The 16,537-nt window shown below is 68.1% G+C and carries 14 protein-coding genes and 2 pseudogenes; 8 read left to right on the forward strand and 8 right to left on the reverse strand.

The annotated features are described in order from the left end of the window. Window positions 1-59: 59 nt before the first annotated feature. The 4 genes from IG98_RS0137540 to IG98_RS0137555 all read right to left on the reverse strand — a co-directional run bounded on the left by IG98_RS0137540 (window position 60) and on the right by IG98_RS0137555 (window position 3,789). Window positions 60-1,784 (reverse strand): S8 family peptidase, encoded by a 1,725-nt coding sequence (locus IG98_RS0137540; protein ID WP_030923767.1) that lies wholly within the window; start codon window positions 1,782-1,784, stop codon window positions 60-62. A gap of 292 nt (window positions 1,785-2,076) precedes the next feature. Beyond that, the gene (locus IG98_RS51360; RefSeq protein WP_157594742.1) at window positions 2,077-2,238 is read right to left on the reverse strand and encodes a hypothetical protein; all 162 of its coding nucleotides are present in this window, start codon (window positions 2,236-2,238) and stop codon (window positions 2,077-2,079) included. Between the two features lie 113 nt (window positions 2,239-2,351). Continuing rightward, the gene (locus tag IG98_RS0137550; RefSeq protein ID WP_030923769.1) at window positions 2,352-2,672 is read right to left on the reverse strand and encodes a protealysin inhibitor emfourin; all 321 of its coding nucleotides are present in this window, start codon (window positions 2,670-2,672) and stop codon (window positions 2,352-2,354) included. Window positions 2,673-2,697: 25 nt separating this feature from the next. Beyond that, window positions 2,698-3,789, reverse strand: coding sequence for a M4 family metallopeptidase (locus IG98_RS0137555; RefSeq protein WP_245651887.1), 1,092 nt, complete (start codon window positions 3,787-3,789; stop codon window positions 2,698-2,700). A 353-nt stretch (window positions 3,790-4,142) separates the two neighbouring features. Here IG98_RS0137555 and IG98_RS0137560 point away from each other — a divergent pair, with 353 nt between their 5' ends. From IG98_RS0137560 to IG98_RS0137585, 5 genes are all read left to right on the forward strand, one after another. Further along, window positions 4,143-6,437 carry a catalase gene (locus tag IG98_RS0137560; RefSeq protein WP_030923777.1) on the forward strand — a complete coding sequence of 765 codons (2,295 nt, stop codon included), beginning with the start codon at window positions 4,143-4,145 and terminating at the stop codon, window positions 6,435-6,437. A 223-nt stretch (window positions 6,438-6,660) separates the two neighbouring features. Then, on the forward strand, window positions 6,661-7,500 hold the full coding sequence (locus IG98_RS0137565; protein ID WP_030923781.1) for a metallophosphoesterase family protein: 840 nt from the start codon (window positions 6,661-6,663) through the stop codon (window positions 7,498-7,500). After that, complete coding sequence (locus tag IG98_RS0137570) at window positions 7,497-8,147, forward strand: 4'-phosphopantetheinyl transferase family protein (RefSeq protein WP_030923784.1); 651 nt, start codon at window positions 7,497-7,499, stop codon at window positions 8,145-8,147. The genes IG98_RS0137565 and IG98_RS0137570 overlap by 4 nt, the downstream gene beginning before the upstream one ends. Before the next feature lie 2 nt (window positions 8,148-8,149). Next, window positions 8,150-8,722, forward strand: a complete 573-nt coding sequence (locus IG98_RS0137575) for a peroxiredoxin (RefSeq protein WP_030923787.1) — start codon at window positions 8,150-8,152, stop codon at window positions 8,720-8,722. A 1,043-nt stretch (window positions 8,723-9,765) separates the two neighbouring features. Beyond that, entirely contained in the window at window positions 9,766-11,220 is a 1,455-nt protein-coding gene (locus tag IG98_RS0137585; RefSeq protein WP_211264289.1) for an RICIN domain-containing protein, read from the forward strand. A 264-nt stretch (window positions 11,221-11,484) separates the two neighbouring features. Here the strand turns inward: IG98_RS0137585 and IG98_RS53865 are convergent, their stop codons facing one another. The 3 genes and pseudogenes from IG98_RS53865 to IG98_RS0137595 form a co-directional block, all read right to left on the reverse strand. After that, the gene (locus IG98_RS53865; RefSeq protein WP_281178590.1) at window positions 11,485-11,967 is read right to left on the reverse strand and encodes a 5-methylcytosine restriction system specificity protein McrC; all 483 of its coding nucleotides are present in this window, start codon (window positions 11,965-11,967) and stop codon (window positions 11,485-11,487) included. Then, window positions 11,944-12,234, reverse strand: a pseudogene (locus IG98_RS53870) (transposase); the annotation flags it as partial. The pseudogene IG98_RS53870 and the gene IG98_RS53865, both read right to left, overlap by 24 nt. Window positions 12,235-12,327: 93 nt before the next feature. Further along, on the reverse strand, window positions 12,328-12,945 hold the full coding sequence (locus tag IG98_RS0137595) for a TetR/AcrR family transcriptional regulator (RefSeq protein ID WP_051753448.1): 618 nt from the start codon (window positions 12,943-12,945) through the stop codon (window positions 12,328-12,330). A gap of 58 nt (window positions 12,946-13,003) precedes the next feature. Here IG98_RS0137595 and IG98_RS0137600 point away from each other — a divergent pair, with 58 nt between their 5' ends. Further along, window positions 13,004-13,960, forward strand: a complete 957-nt coding sequence (locus tag IG98_RS0137600; protein WP_037972346.1) for an NADP-dependent oxidoreductase — start codon at window positions 13,004-13,006, stop codon at window positions 13,958-13,960. Here the strand turns inward: IG98_RS0137600 and IG98_RS54680 are convergent. Then, window positions 13,957-14,277, reverse strand: a complete 321-nt coding sequence (locus tag IG98_RS54680) for a helix-turn-helix domain-containing protein (protein ID WP_342666878.1) — start codon at window positions 14,275-14,277, stop codon at window positions 13,957-13,959. The genes IG98_RS0137600 and IG98_RS54680 overlap by 4 nt on opposite strands. Here IG98_RS54680 and IG98_RS49530 point away from each other — a divergent pair. Beyond that, window positions 14,273-15,042 (forward strand): annotated as a pseudogene (locus IG98_RS49530) (IS5 family transposase); the annotation flags it as partial. The gene IG98_RS54680 and the pseudogene IG98_RS49530 overlap by 5 nt on opposite strands. Before the next feature lie 144 nt (window positions 15,043-15,186). Next, entirely contained in the window at window positions 15,187-15,741 is a 555-nt protein-coding gene (locus IG98_RS51370) for a hypothetical protein (protein ID WP_157594744.1), read from the forward strand. Window positions 15,742-16,537 lie beyond the last annotated feature (796 nt).

The following is a 16,537-nucleotide window of genomic DNA, read 5'->3' on the forward strand; positions in this document are numbered from 1 at the left end:
TCGGCACGCTGAGAGCGTCCCGGCCGCCGCCGTGACGGCGGCCGGACAGCCCGCCCGGGTCAGCGCACCGCCCGCAGGGCGTCGACGATCCCGTAACCGTAGAAGCCGTTGTGTGGACCGCCGCCCTCGCAGGTGTGCGTCGCGGTCGCCGTGCCGCCGCCCGGCAGGTGCCTGGTGTAGGTGTGGGCGGCCGGGACGGGGCAGCTCACCCTGGTCGCGGTGCCCTTGAGGACCATCTCCACCACGGCGGGGTGGAGTGTCTTGCCGCCGTGCACCCGGTCGGGCCGGCCGAACCTGGCGACGATCAGCGCGGCCACCCCGGCCGCGCGTGGCGAGGCCATCGAGGTGCCCTGAAGATACTGGTAGTAGGCGCAGACCTCGCCCCGGCAGCTGCGGACCACGCTGGTGACCTTGGGCGTGCCGTCGGGGTTGAGCTGACCGCGTTCCTCGGCCAGCGCCTTGGGGTAGGCCGCCAGCGTCGCCCTGGTCACGTCGCGGGTGCCGTCCCCGGTGTCGTAGACGTCGCCACCCGGGGCGGCCACGTCGACGTGACCGTCACCGTAGTCGGAGTAGTACGACTTGCGCCTGCTGACGCCGGTCGAGGAGACCGAGATCACGTGCCTGCCCTCGCTGGGCATGGAGACGCAGCTCGGGGGGATCGTGCGCGGGCGGGGCAGCTCGCCGGGGACGCCGGCGAAGTCGGGGCTGGAGCCGTCGGCGAGCTCCTTGGTGTAGTCGGTGGCGCCGTTGCCCGCCGCGGACACCAGGGTCACGCCCCTGTTGTAGGCGTAGGTGAGCGCCCGCTGGGCGGCCTTGATGATCGTGGCCTGCTCCAGCCTCTCGGCCGGGGAGTCCGCCGGGTTGTCGACGCAGTTGAACAGCCACGGGTCGATGTAGTAGCTCATGTTGACCACGTCGACGCCGATGTCGGCGGCGTAGGTCAGCGCGTCGACGGTGGGCTGCAGGAAGAAGTAGCCGGAGTCCTGTCCGGCCCGCAGGTTCACGATCGAGACCTTGGGGGCCACGCCCGACGTACCGAGCCCGTTGACGGGCGAGGCGATCGACGACGCCACGTGCGTGCCGTGGTCGTTCTCGTCGACGTCCGCCGGGTCGTTACAGGAATGGTCCGGTTCGGCCTGGCACGGGCCGTCGGCCTTGTTGCCGTCGGCGTCGACGGGGATGTCTACGGTGAAGTTGCGGCTCAGTTCGCGGTTGAAGTTCGGCGCGATGTCGGGGTGGGATCCGTCCACGCCGGTGTCGATGACACCGACCAGCACGCCCGGGTCGCCCTGTTGATGACGGTAGGAGCCCTGCACCGTCGCGTGGATCTGCTTCATGTCCCACTGGAGCTCCGACAGCGGCTCCGCACCGGGAACGGCCCCGCCGAAGGTGGCGGAGGCGGGGGCACCGTCACCGGCCTTCTCCACCGCCCTGGCCTGGACCGTCGCGCGGCCCGCGACTCCCCCGGCGGCCGTGGGCACGCTGCCGATGGACCGGTTGTGGGCGATGTCGTCGATCGCGTCGGCGTCGCGCACCGCCTCGGCGAAGCGGGCGTTCCTCGTCGTGACGGTGGCGACGCCGACCGCGGCGTTCTCCTTGAGGATGCTCCCGCCCGCCGCCCTGATGACCCGCTGGGCGTCGGCGGGACGCGCTCCCTCGCTGTACAGGACGACGTACTCGACCTCCGCGCCCGGTTCGGCGATCACCTGCCGCGCCCGCACCGGGGGTATCGGCGCGGCTGCCGCGAGGGCGGTGACGGCTGCGGCGATGGCGACCCGTTTCACATTTACCTCCAATATGGTCAAAAGACCCCTCGCAACCCTGATTTCCCCCGCACCGGCAATTCGGGCGGGCAGATGTTCGCCACCGGGATGTAATCGATCCGGCAAACACCGGAAATCCCGATGCCCCTGTGACCTGCGCACATTGGCGAATCATGCCATCACCGAACCCGCATGCGAGGATTCCCGCCCCAAAACCAACGAGGGCACGGAATTTCGCACTGCGAAATCCCCTTCAAAAGGGGTGAGACGTCACCGGTACCGAAATCCGGCGTGGGATTCGAGACGGATACCCTCACGAGTGCGGGGAGGAGCGGCGTCCGCCCCCAATGCCCCGTCTGCCGGCTCCCGCCATCGGGTCCGTTGAGGCCACCGTGGCCACGGCCCGGTCGCGGTCGCCGTCCTTGGAGTCGTCGCCGGTGACGGTGGCCACGAATTCGGCGGGCCGGTACTTCACGTCGTCCGTTGCCCGAGATGTCGGGCGAGATCGGGATCGACCTGGGGGCGAGGCGTTTCGCGACCCTGTCGAACGGCAAGAAGATCGACGGCCCGCGTGTTCTGCGAGCGGGATCAGCCGGGCGGGCCGACCCGCTCCTGCCTGCCCGGCAGCGAGGTCACGTACGAGATGAGCGCGCGGAGCGGGCCGGGGAGGTCGCTCTCGCAGACGCGCACCGTGTGCGCCTGGCCGCCGTCCTCGACGGTCAGCTCGTAGTCGAAGCGGTCGGGCTGCCCGCCGGAGGCACCGGAGCGTTCCGGCGCATCGGACAGCCCGGCCCGCTCCACCCTGGAGCGCAGCTCGGCGACCTCCTGCGACGCCAGCGACGCGGAGTCGACCGTGGTGGTCGTGACAAGACCGGCGATACCGCCACCCCGGACGATCGACACCTTCATGAAACCGATCCTAGACCGGGTTCTCCTACAGCACCCCGACCTGCTGCCAGGCGGCGCGCACCTTCCTCTGCTCGTCACCGTCGACGCCGAACAGCTCTCCGGCCACCCGCACCGTCGCCTCCGCGGCCTGCCGGAAGTCGGAGCGCGGCCGGAGCCGCTCGGTGAGGGTGACGTACCAGATCCGGCCGGCACGCTCCCAGGCGTTGCCGCCGATGGCGGTGGCGGCGAGGTAGAAGGCGTGATTGGGGATGCCGGAGTTGAGGTGGACGCCTCCGTGGTCGTTGGAGGGGTTGCCGTCGTCGGGCAGGTCCAGGTAGTCGCGCATGTGCGCGGGCTGTCGGTCGCGGCCGCCCGTGGGGGTCGACCAGGCGGTCCCCGGCGCCTTCAGCGACCGCAGGGCCGTACCCCGCAGGGCGCTGCCCAGGATGCCCTCGCCGATCAGCCAGTCGGCCTGCTCCGCGCTCTGCCCGAGGCCGTACTGCTTGACGAGGGACCCGAAGACGTCGGAGAACGACTCGTTGAGCGCCCCGGACTGCTTGCTGTAGACCAGGTGCGCGGTGAACTGGGTGATGCCGTGCGTCAGCTCGTGGGCGACGATGTCGACGGCCTTGGTGAGGGATCCCTTGGTGAAGATCTGCCCGCTGCCGTCACCGTAGATCATCTGGAAGCCGATCCAGGCGGCGTTGTCGTAGTCGTTCCCGTAGTGGACCGAAGAGACGATCTCCAGCCCCCGCCCGTCGATGCTGTCGCGCCCGAAGACGGTCCGGTAGAAGTCGTAGGTGGCCCCCGCCCCGTCGTACGCCTCGTCGACCGCCGCGTCACCGAACGGCGGATCGCCCTCCCCCCGCCGCTTCTTCCCGGGAAGGTCGAAGTCGCCGCCGTTCTCCGCGTCGTAGACGGTACGCACCATGCCGGGGGCGGGTGCCACGTCGGCGATGGTGAGGGTGAGCCGGCTCAGCGCGCCGGTGACCGACGCGCGCTGAGCCCGGGAGGTCTCCGATGCGGTCAGGGTCCGGAGCGCGGCCTCCCGCTCCTCGGGGGTGCCCTGCCCGGCGACCGCCTCAAGCAGGTCGGGGGGCGCGATACAGCACGCGGGCATGCTGTCGAAGGTAGTCATAGGTCAAGAATCATCGCTGTCTTCGGCAACCGCATGAGTATCGCCGTACTCATGCGGGCCGCTCGGTTCACAATTGCGCGCCGGTACGGGTCTCCGACCGGTACGGACGCCGGCTTCTCGGCCCGGCGCCGGCCTTCTGATTCCGCCGACTCCCCGAAGGGGTCCGAGGCGACCGTCGGGGCGGGACCCCGGGTGATCTGCGGTTTAAGCGTTAAAGGAGGGGTACGGCGTACTGCTGATGCCGGTCCTCAGCGGTCTCATCTCGCACTGCCGACGCACCGGCCTCGCTGTGCCCGAACTCGATTACCGACGGCGGTGGCGATCACCGCTGCCACACCTTAAAGGGGAAAACGATGGAAAAGTCTCGTCCGGCAAAGGGAGCGGTCGACAGGGTTATTGACAAGGTCGTCGATGCCGTTTCCGGCGGCGTACCCTCCGACACGATTCCCGGCCGGCCGGGCAGCGAGCCGGCCGCGCTGGAGGAGCCGACCGAGCCTCGGGCGCCTCTCCCGCCCAAGCCCGACCAGAGCGGCCCGGAGCCGTTCACCGCCACGGGCCAGCCCACCGACGTGCCACCGGCCGCACGGGCGCAGGGGGGCGAGTACCTGACGACGGCCCAGGGACTGCGGCTGGTCGACACCGACCACTCGCTCAAGGCCGGTCCGCGGGGGCCGGTGCTGCTGCAGGACCACCACCTGCGCGAGAAGATCATGCATTTCGATCACGAGCGCATCCCCGAGCGCGTCGTGCACGCCCGTGGAGCCGCCGCGCACGGCGTCTTCAAGGCGTACGGCACGGCCACGACGGTGACCAAGGCGGCGTTCCTCGCCAAGGACGTCGAGACGCCGGTCTTCGTGCGTTTCTCACCGGTGCTGGGGTCACGGGGATCGGCCGACACGGTACGTGACACCCGTGGTTTCGCGACGAAGTTCTACACCGGTGAGGGCGTCTTCGACCTGGTGGGCAACAACATCCCGGTCTTCTTCATCCAGGACGCGATCAAGTTCCCCGACGTCATCCACGCCGGCAAGCCACACCCCGACCGGGAGATCCCCCAGGCCCAGAGCGCGCACGACACGTTCTGGGACTTCGTCTCCCTGCACACCGAGGCCACCCACCACACACTGTGGAACATGTCCGACCGCGGCATTCCCCGCTCCCTGCGGACGATGGAGGGCTTCGGAGTCCACACCTTCCGGCTGGTGGACGCCGAGGGCGCGACGACGCTGGTGAAATTCCACTGGAAGCCCAAGGCGGGTGTGCACTCGCTGCTGTGGGAGGAGGCACAACTGATCAACGGTGTGGATCCGGACTTCCACCGGCGCGATCTGGCCGACGCGATCGAGGCGGGCGCCTACCCGCAGTGGGAACTGGGCATCCAGACCTTTCCCGACACCCCCGAGCAGACCTTCCAGGGCATCGACCTGCTGGACTCGACGAAGATCGTGCCTGAGGAACTGGCGCCGGTCCAGCCGATCGGCCTGCTCACCCTCAACGCCAACCCGGTCAACTTCTTCGCCGAGACCGAGCAGGTCGCCTTCCACCCGGGACACCTGGTGCCGGGCATCGACATCACCGACGACCCGCTGCTCGCCGGGCGTCTCTTCTCCTACCTGGACACCCAGATAACCCGGCTGGGCGGCCCCAACTTCGCGCAGATCCCGATCAACCGCCCGCACGCGCCGATCAACGACATGCTGCGCGACGGCTTCCATCAAGACGCGGTGCACTCGGGGGTGGCGCCCTACAAGCCCAACTCGCTGGACGGCGGCTGCCCCTTCTTCGCCGGGCAGTCCGAGGGCGGCTACCGGGAGACGCCCGTGCGGGTGCCCGCGGCGGAGAAGGTCCGCGAGGCCCCGGCGTCGTACGCCGACCACTTCAGCCAGCCGCGCCTGTTCTGGCTGAGCCTGACCCCGGTGGAGCGCGAGCACGTCATCGCCGCCTACACCTTCGAACTCGGCAAGGTCTACGAGCAGGCGATCAAGGAGCGCACCCTGAGGACGCTCGCCGAGATCGACCCGTACCTGTGCGAGCAGGTGGCCCAGGGTCTGGGACTGCCGGTTCCGAAGCCGGTGAACTCGCTGCCGTCCGTCGAGCCCAGTCCCGCGCTCTCCCAGCTCGGGCGGACCTGGCCGACCACCGGCCGGGTCATCGGCATCGTCGCCGACGACGGCAGCGACCTGGAGACGGTCCGCGCCCTCCGCCGGACGATCCTGGACGGCGGCATGGTGCCGCTGGTCATCGCCCCGGCGGGCGGCGTGCTCGGAGCCGACGGCGGTGACCCCGTCACCGTGCAGCGCACGTTCACCACGGCCAGGTCCGTCGAGTTCGACGCCCTGCTGCTGGCCGGCACCCCCGCGCCCGGCAAGGACGCCTACGGTGCCCGGGACGCCAAGGCGGGCAACGGCGTCGCCGGAATGCCCACCGACCCGAGGGTGCTGTTGATGCTGGCCGAGGCGTTCCGCCACGCCAAGCCGCTCGGTGGCTGGGCGGACGCCGAGCGGGCGCTCACCGCCGCGGGCATCGACACCGCGGCGCCCGGCGTGCTCGTCGCGGACAGCGGCGACACGGTACTGGAGGAGGTCGTCCGGCTACTGGGAGGGCACCGGGTCTGGGACCGCTTCCCCACCACAGGTCACAACAGGTAAGGATTGCCGGAAAACGGCACGGGGCGTCATAGCAGGACGAAGTGTGCGCCCGGGGGAGATCGTGAGAAGGTTCTTTTGCTCGACGATCACAGATGCGTGACCGCGCCCGGAGAACGGGCGAGACGGAGGCGACGGTGCTTGTGGACAAGAGAACGCGGGAGGCTTCCCCGGCGCGCGGTGGCCGACCCCCGGCAGGCGCCGGTTCGCCGGGGACGGGTCACGTATGACGGCACTGCTGGCCATCAGCGACCTGCACATCGGCTACCAGGAGAACCGGCGCATCGTCGAGGAGTTGCGGCCCACCTCCGCCTCCGACTGGCTGCTGGTCGCCGGGGACGTCTCGGAGAAGGTCTCCGATGTGGCGTGGGCGCTGGGACTGCTCGCCGACCGGTTCGAGAAGGTGGTCTGGGCACCCGGCAACCACGAGCTGTGGACCCATCCCAGCGACCCGGTCCAGCTGCGCGGCGAGGAGCGCTACCGGCACCTGGTGGAGGTGTGCCGGAACCTGGGGGTGGTGACGCCGGAGGACCCGTACCCGACCTGGAGTGGACCCGGTGGCCCGGTCACCGTCGCCCCGCTGTTCGTGCTGTACGACTACACCTTCCGGATGCCCGGCGTGGCGACGAAGGAGGAGGCGCTGGCCCGCGCGTACGACAAGGGCGTGGTCTGCACCGACGAGATGCTGCTGCACCCCGACCCGTACCCGACCAGGGACGCGTGGTGCGAGGCCAGGATCGCCGAGACCGAGCGGCGCCTTTCGGCCAGGCCGCCCGGTGTGCCGACGGTGCTGGTCAACCACTATCCGCTGGTGCGCGAGCCCACCCTGATCCTGCGCTACCCGGAGTTCGCGATCTGGTGCGGCACCGAGCGCACCGCCGACTGGCACCTGCGCTTCGACGCCGCCACCGTCGTCTACGGTCACCTGCACATCCCCCGGACCACCTGGCACGACGGGGTCCGCTTCGAGGAGGTCTCGTTGGGCTATCCGCGCGAATGGCGTCCCCGCTCCACCACGCCCGGCCAGCCGCGGCACATCCTGCCCAGCCCGCAGCCCGTCGCATGATCGAGAAGATCCTGCCACCGTGGGTGGCGAGCGCGGAGTCCTTCGACGACCCGCCGGGCGTGACGCTGTTCCCCGAGGAGGAGGCGGTCATCGCCCGCGCGGTGGACAAGCGGCGGCGCGAGTTCACCACCGCGCGCCACTGCGCCCGCCAGGCCCTGGCCCGCATCGGGCTGCCGCCGGCGCCGATCCTGCCCGGCGAGCGCGGTGCCCCGGGATGGCCCGGCGGGGTGGTGGGCGCCATCACCCACTGTGCCGGGTACCGCGCCGCGGCCGTCTCCCGTGACGCGCTGACCGTCGGCATCGACGCCGAACCCCACGAGCCGCTGCCCGACGGCGTCCTGGACGCGGTCTCCCTGGAGGCGGAGCGGGCGGCGATCGCGCGGCTCGACGGCGGCGTGCACTGGGACCGGCTGCTGTTCAGTGCCAAGGAGAGCGTCTACAAGGCGTGGTTCCCGCTGGCTCGGCGCTGGCTCGGCTTCGAGGAGGCCCACCTCGTCTTCGACCCGTCCGGTACGTTCACCGCCCGGCTGCTCGTCCCCGGCCCCCTGGTGGCGGGCCGGGAACTGACCGGCTTCACCGGCCGCTGGCTGGTGTCCGACGGCCTGGCGGTGACCTCCATCGCCGTACCGGACCGGCCCGCGCCCTGACCATGCCACATGATCCGACGATCCTGCCCGCCGACCTGCCGGTGCCCGTCGACGACGGCGCATGCGCCCACCTGACCGGCGTCCCTGTGCCCGCGCTCGCCCTTCCCTCGACGAGCGGGGCCTCCTTCCGGGTGGACCGCGTTCCCGGCGGCGCCGAGCGGCTGGTGCTGTACGCCTACCCGCGCACCGGACGGCCGAAGGAGGACCCGCTGGTCCCCGACTGGGACCTCATCCCCGGCGCGCGCGGATGCACGCCCGAGTCGTGCGCCTTCCGCGACCACGCCGGGGAGCTACGGGCGGCGGGCGCCGCCGTCGCCGGGCTCTCGACCCAGGACACCGCCTACCAGCGAGAGGCGGCCGAGCGGCTGCACCTGCCGTTTCCGCTGCTCAGCGACGCGTCGCTGGAGCTCACCCGCGCTCTCGGCCTGCCCACACTGCGGGTGGCCGGCATGACACTGCTGCGCCGGTTCACCCTGGTGATCCGCGACGGGGTGATCGAGCAGTGCTTCTATCCCGTCTTCCCGCCCGACGGCCACGCCGCGGAGGTGCTGACCTGGCTGCGTGACCATCGGTGAGGTCGCGGTTGATTCCGTCCACCACGACCCTCACCACCGGCGCCCCCGCCAATAACGAGTGGCCCAAGAATCCAAGAACCCGCCTCCACAAGACCAGGGGCACACCGATTGCGTCAGCGTTAACGTAATCAGGCATGATTATTGGAACGCGATAATAATTCAGGTCCCAATGCGCGAAGCGCAGTCCGTAACCGCGACAGGGCGGCGGGCTAGATCGACATCACACCAGTGTGCGCGTTCACATGAGTACGGTCAACACCCGCCGTCATCGACCGCACTGGACCTTCCGGCCCGTGGTCAGAAGGCCGGCATGACGCCCCAGGCCACCGACCGCCAAGCATCGAAGAGGACTGAACAGGCGATATTACCGCCTGCGGCCCGAGATCGGCACTACACGCATCGCCACTGCCGCAGAATGTCGACTGCATGGAGACGAATTTCCTGTAGCGAGATGTTGACATCCCGCCAGTGAACCCTAACACTTTGCGGCAATGCAATAGAAACATGAATGTGACCCGATCGTCGGCCCTTCATCGGGAATCAATCGCCCTATTGCCAAGCTCACAGGGACGATGTTTGTGCATAAATGTTAGCGTTAACAGTTCTTCGTGCGCCCGTCGATGCCACCCCACTGCCCTACGCAGCTGTGGCGTCGCCCCTCGCCGTCTCCTCACCGATTCCCGGAAAGGATGTCCGCGGTGTCCCTGCGTCAAAAGATCGTCGCCACCGTCACGTAGTCGACGGCCGTGCTGGGCAGTGTCGTCCACATCGCCGCGGCGCCGTCAGCGTCGGCGGCCACGTATTCGGTCTCCATGTCACGGGCTACTTCGAAGAGTCGCCGAACCGGTCCGGTGACGACCACGCCCTCCACCTGGCGGTGAACTCCGATAGCCCCATCTGGATGCCCCTGAACCAGAACGACCCGGTCGTCACGTCGGCCGAGGGCCCGACCCAGGAATTCAGATCTAGTGATTGGACATCTCATGGCACTGATCACGGCGCCTGATGGTCACTCATCAGGACCATCGCGGAGCACCCGGCCGTTGCGCCGGTTACTGATCGCCCTTGTGGTGACCGCGCTCACCACAGTGACAAGCCTCGTCGTCTCCGCTCCGCCGGCCAATGCCGACACCGGCCAGTTCCGAGGCATGAACTGGGCCGTGCTCGGAGACAACTTCAGCACCGGCCCGCTCGTCGTGCAGGGCCTGAGCCAGTCCGACAGCAACGCGACAGTTCGGGCCAAGGCCAACGCGTTCTACGACCACGTGACCTACACCATGGGAGTCAACACCATCCGGCTGCCCATCAACACTCACACCGTGGCCAACACGACCTGGTGGAACGCCTACCGCGGCGCCATCGACGCCGCCACCGACCGTGGACTCAAGGTCATCCTGGCCTACTGGGAGGACGGCGCCGCCTCCGGCGGCAGGATCACGAACCTCACCGCATGGAACACGATGTGGTCCACCGTGATCAACACCTACGGCTCGAACAGCAACCTCTACTTCGAGCCGATGAACGAGCCGCACGGCTACTCATCGGCGGACTGGCGCGACGTCGCAGCGAACTGGCTCAGCTATCACAGCTCGGCAGTGCCCGGCCGGGTGCTCATCAGCGGCACCGGCTTCAGTCAGGACCTGCGGGACATCTGCAACGACAGCCGCTTCAACTCGACGCTGCTGTCCTTCCACTCCTACGCCTTCTTCTACAGCGCGATGGCCTACGACGACTTCCGAAGCCACATTCAGACGCTTCTGGGCAACTGCGCCTCCCGCGCGGTCGCGACCGAGTTCGGCGCGCCGATGTCCACTGGCCTCGACTACGGCAACCCGAACAGCACCGACAACTTCGTGCGCTACTTCCGCGCCATGGCCCAGGTCATGCGTGACAACCGGATGGGCGGCACCTACTGGCCCGCCCTCGGCGGCAAGCCGACCGGAAGCCTCGGCTACGACCACTACTCGATGTACGCTCTGGGTGGCAGCGGCACCAATCTCAGCGTGACCGTCCGCAACGGCTCCGGCGCCAACCGGCTCCGGTATGCCTGGGGCGACACCGTCGGCGACTCCACCCCTCCGCCGGTGTACAGGATCAACGCGCGCCACAGCGGCAAGGCCATGAACGTCCAACAAGCGAGCACCAACGACAGCACGCGCGTCGACCAGTACACCTACAGTGGCAACGCGTGGCAGCAGTGGCGGTTCGATGACGTCGGCGGCGGCTACTTGCGCATCTACAGCCGCCACAGCGGAAAGTGCCTCGACGTAGTGGGCGCCTCAACCGCCGACGGCGCAGAACTCGTCCAGTACACCTGCGGCGGCGGCACCAACCAGCAGTTCCAGATGGTCGCCAACGGCGACTACTTCCAGCTCCGGGCACGACACAGCGGTAAATGCGTGGACGTACCGTCCGCGTCGACCGCGGACGGCGTGATCCTCAAGCAGTATCCGTGCAACACCGGCACCAACCAGCAGTGGTCGCGCACGGCCGTCTGACGGTCGTCTCGACATGACCGCGGATCCGCGGTACAGGCCTGCGGATCCGCGGTACAAGCTCGCACGCCCCGGTGTGTCGACGTCGCTCGAATCACCGTTCGCGTCGTTAACAAGGTCGAGGCGTTCTCGGCTGATGAGACGGTCGCAGCCCTGCCCGGTGACGATGCGCCCGGCGGGTCCGTACGCCTCCACGCCGTGTACCCCTTCGTTTCCGGCCACACGAGGGTCTGCGCCATCCGCACGCCACCACCCGGGCGACACGGGTTACCGGCCCTCGTCATTCCGCAGGATCGATCCGGCGACCCGCTCGACGGTGGAGGGCAGCCGTGCCGGTGGCAGGGTCAGGTCGATCGCATGCTGCGTGATCCCGATCGCCGCGCCGTGCACCAGGTGCCGGTACGGCTCGGCGCTCCCCTCGGCGTACACCAGGTGGCCGCGGTCGAGGCCGAGCGCCGTGCAGTACGCCAGCATCTGGTAGAGGTCGGCGCTGTTGGCGGAGATCTTGTACTTACTGTCCACCACCGCGGCGGGAACCTCCTTCCCCCCGGAATCGAGGACATAGCGCACCAGGTCGGGCTTGAGCAGCACCCGCCGCCCATGGTCCAGGTGGTGGCGGCGGTCCTGCAGTTCACTGCGGCCGCCGTGCGGGCGGAACGCCTCGGCCAAGGCCGAGGTCACAAAGTCCTCGAACACCCGCCACATCTCCACCAGCAGGCCGTTCACCCGGACGGCCGTCCCGTCGTCCACCTCGCTCCGCTTCGCGGCTTCGGCGATCAGGCCCTCCAGCAGGGCCTCGAAGATGCCGGCGTCTCTCCACTGCCGAAAGCGGTTGTGGACGGTCGACCAGGCGCCGAACCCCTCAGGTGTCTCCCGCCACTGCGCGCCTGTCCTGAACCGCCAGATCACGCCCTCGAACTGCTGCCGCAGCCGCTCGGGGTACGGGCCGTAGCTGCCGATCGGCAGGTACGGCCTGATGAACTCCCACTCCACGTCCGTCAGTTGCTCTCGCGCCATGCACGAGGATCTACCGGAGCAGTCCCTGCCGCGAGAGCGAATCCCGCAGATTGATCACAACCCGATACGCGCCCTAGCCGCCTCGATCCGGGCTTAGGCCGGCCGGGCGGCGGGCCGGAGGCCGTCCATCAGGAGGTTCAGCAGGCGATTGGCCTTGGCTTCATGCTCGGGCTGGGGGGCCACGGTGAAGATGCCGATGAGGGAGGCGGCGATGTCTTCGGCGGTGACGTCGGGGCGGAGGTCACCCGCCGCGCAGCCGGCGTCGAGAATCGTGGTGATGGCCGTCAGTAGCTCGGTCCGGGTCTGTGCATGGGCGATCTCGCCCGACTCGATCATTGCAAGCAGCGTGTCGAGCATGCCGTTCTTGGTCGCGATCCACTCCCCGAACAAGTCCATCCAGTGCCGCATCGCCGCAGCTGGGGGCAGCTGGCCGAGCAGCTCGCGGGCGCCGGCCGTCAGCCGCACGACCTGGTCCTGGTAGACCGCATCGACCAGCGACTCGCGGGTCGGGAAGTGCCGGTAGAGCGTGGCGATGCCGACCCCGGCCTCGCGGGCGATTGCACGCATCGACGGCTCGGCGTCAGCCGACCCGAATACGCGGGTCGCCACCGCGAGCAACTGGTCGCGGTTACGGGTTGCGTCCGCCCGTGACGCGCGCATCTCCGCATCAGCAAAAACGGATCGCGCTCCGGTTGTGTTACGGTCATCCATGTAAACGGAGCATAGTCCGTTTCAATGCGTTCCCTCAGTTCCAAGGAGACAGGCGTACATGCAGGAACAGAGCGATCAACCGCCGATGGGCAGGAGCAGGGCGGTCCGGCTCGATTCATTCGGCGGCCCCGAAGCCCTGGACATCCGTGAGATCCCCGCTCCGCAGGCCGGCCCGGGACAGGTCCGTGTGCGGGTCACCGCTGCCGGTCTCAACCCGATGGACTGGATCATGACCGCCGACGCGGACACCGCCGCCCGGTTCGGCTTGAGCCTCCCGGCCGGGTTCGGGACCGACTACGCGGGGGTGGTCGACCAGGTCGGTGACAAGGTGTCCGGTTTCGCACCTGGCGACCGGGTGTTCGGGAGCGCCCTGTCCCGGGCGGTCGCCGACTTCGTGGTGATCGACCCGGCCGGGGCGATCGCGGCGAACGAGGCCCATCACACCCCCGACGGCGTCGACGACCGCACCGCCGCCACCCTCGCGATCGCCGCCCGCACGGCATCTGCCGCCCTCGCCGTAGTCGCCCCCGGCCCGAACGACACCGTGCTGATCGGCGGCGCGGCGGGCGGGGTCGGGGTCTTCGCTGTCCAGCTGGCCCGGATCGCAGGAGCGCGCGTGATCGGGACAGGATCGGCGACATCGTCCGATTACCTGCGCGATCTCGGAGCTGAGCCGGTCGCTTACGGCGACGGCCTGGCCGACCGGGTCCGAGCCCTCGCTCCCGGCGGTGTCACCGCCGCCATCGACCTGCACGGGACGGAGACAGTGCACGCCGCAAGGGAACTCGGCGTCCCGGACGGCCGCATCTGCACCATCGCCGCCCAAGTCGACGGCGTGTCGACGGCCAACGGCGCGAACGCGGCTCCCGGTGCCCTGGAAGAGGTCGCCCGCCTGGTCGCGGCGGGCCAACTCCGGGTGCCTATCGTGGCGAGCTTCCCGGTCGAGCAGATCCGCCGCGCGGTCCAGCTCCAGGCCGGCCGGCACGTACACGGCAAGATCGTCATCGACCTCTAGATCAAGACCGTCGTGACGATGAACGCGATGTCGTCGTCACTGATCAGGCGGGGATGGGCCGCCCACTGAGGGTCCAGGGCGGCCAAGCCCTTCTCGTTGAAGACGTGGACCACATCACACAAGGTGTCCTCGTCCGCGGCAAGCAGCCGGGCGATCGCCGACACCAGCGTCCCTGACAAGGAAGCCGGGGTGATCATCGCCCTGCGGACCGGACCGGGTTGGCGCGTCCGCTTCTGACCAGCTGCGTTAGTCGTAGGCCTTCGTGGTCGGTCAACCGGCGTACTTTGACGGGCACGGCCATCCGATCCCCACCTCATCGCCGAAGCCGCGAAGCGGAGCGAGGTGGACTTGTCCTTGGTCAGTGTGGACTCCACCACTGCCCGGGCTCACCACGACGCCGCCGGGATGCACTTGGACCCCGACGTCATCACCGCTCTGGAGAAAGCCGCATCCCAACAGGATCAGGTCCGGCAAAAGGGGGCAGCCCTGAAGACCCCGACATGCCAGACGCCGCAGACGACCCAGAGCGGGAAGAACGGCGACGCATCCGACGCCGCCGCAAGCTCCGGCTGAAAGCCGCCCGGCTCGGACGCTCAAGGGGCGGGCAGACCAGCAAGGTCCACCTCGCCGCCGACCGCAGGTGCCGCCCGCTGGCGTTCGTCCTGACTGCGGGACAGGCCGCCGACAGCCCGCAGTTCATCCCGGTGCTGGAGAAGATACGGGTCCGCGGGCCGGTCGGCCGTCCCCGCACCCGACCCGATGCGGTCGGGTGCGGGGACAAGGCCTACTCCTCCCACGGCAACCGCACCTACCTGCGGAAACGCCACATCAAGGCGGTCATCCCGGAGAAGAGGGGCCAGGCTGCCAACCGGAAGAACAAGGGCAGCAAGGGAGGTCGGCCCGTCAGTCACGACGCCGACCTCTACAAGGAGCGCAACACCGTCGAACGGCTGATCAACAAGCTCAAGGCCTGGCGAGGCATCGCCACCCGCTACGACAAGACCCCCGCGAGCTACCTCGCCGGCCTCCACCTTCGCGCCGCGATGATCTGGATCAAAGACCTCACCCGGACCACCCCTTGATCACAACCCGATACGCGCCCTAGTGCTGTGACCACATACGTTCACCGGGTTGGGTGATCACGCGGTGACCTGGTCACCGCGAGCGGCAACCCGGTGAACCTTCCCGGTCACAGCACTACCTTAGGATTTTCTATACTTGCCGATATGGACAAAGAAGAGCCGGTTGCCGTGGATATCAGACAAATGACGGTGAAGGTGCGGTATGGGCAGATCTACCTTGCGGACGAACAACTCGATGGGGACGTATCGGGCGATTCCGAAGACTCGCCAACCGCTTCAGCCGGTGTTATCAGAGTGACGCCGGGCCTTGCCACCCTGAGTATCGGTGTCGACTGGGGGGAAGTGCCTATCACGGTGGCTGTAGCCGGTCGGGATCCGAGGGCTGAACTCGAAGGCTATGAAGACGTCGTGGAGATCACTTTCGAGTCCCCGTCGGGCCGGATCGTCCTGCTGGAGTGGGACTGGGATGAGCCTAAGACCTACGGTCTCCCCCCACTGCCGGCTGGTCCTGGACCGTACCGCATGCGGTTCCACATCACAGGACTGGACGATCATGCGGGAGCGCTGGACCACTATCTTCAGATCTGGCCTGAGCCCTCTCGTGAACCTGCCGTGCTCAAGACTACGAGTAGAAATTTCCGATATTTTCTGAACCCTGAGGCTTTTAACCCTGATGACTATGCTTCGGGTGGCGTTTGAGTAACCCGGCGATTGGATGTTTAACGTCTGCTGGATACGTATCTTATCATGGCATGATTACCAGTCAGATATTGACTGGTGGCGCGAAAAAGTGTGGCATTTCAAGGTGCCGACCCTAGCAAGGTCACAGCACGGCTTGCTGAGAATCCTCCAGCTCTTCGGCCGCGTAGTTGCGCGTTCGTTTGGACCCCAGTACGCGGCCCGGACGCGGCCCACGCGATCTCACGCAAGGCATCCCGAGACTCCGGGTGGCCCAGATCATACATCTTGATCGGCGACCTAATATTCCTATACGTATCGCAAGACAAATAATAAGGGGAGGGACTCGTGGGCGCCCCTCCCCTTATTATGTCCATCGTGAAGCGGCTAATCCACGATCGCTACCCATAAGGGGTTGTACAATCCAACGCGGTAATGCGCGCAAAAAGCTTGCAGCGTTCTACCTTGGGCTTGGTTCTGTTTGGCGTTCACTGCACGTAGGGAGTAGTGGCCGTCCGCAGAGGCTGCCCCTTGCATCGTGGAAGCAGCGGTGACGACCAGATCGATGCCCTTGCCGTACGCGGAGGGGTAGGTGGCGGTGCTGCCGTTGAGCGTGGGCTTGGGTAACGTGCGCGGAGCGTCGATCTGGGCGGCGATGTCACCGTTCTTGCTTTTGATCGCTGGAGCGGCAGCCCGTACCGGCTGCGGAGCTGGTCGGCCTCCCTGATCCGGCCCCGGACGACCGGCAACGCCTCCTTCCCTCCGGTACGGCTCTCGCCAGCCGCTTGGCCGTCTCGAACCCCGCCCTGTGCCGTTC

Origin of the sequence: Streptosporangium amethystogenes, from assembly GCF_000721075.1 — a bacterium.
GTDB lineage: Bacteria > Actinomycetota > Actinomycetes > Streptosporangiales > Streptosporangiaceae > Streptosporangium > Streptosporangium amethystogenes.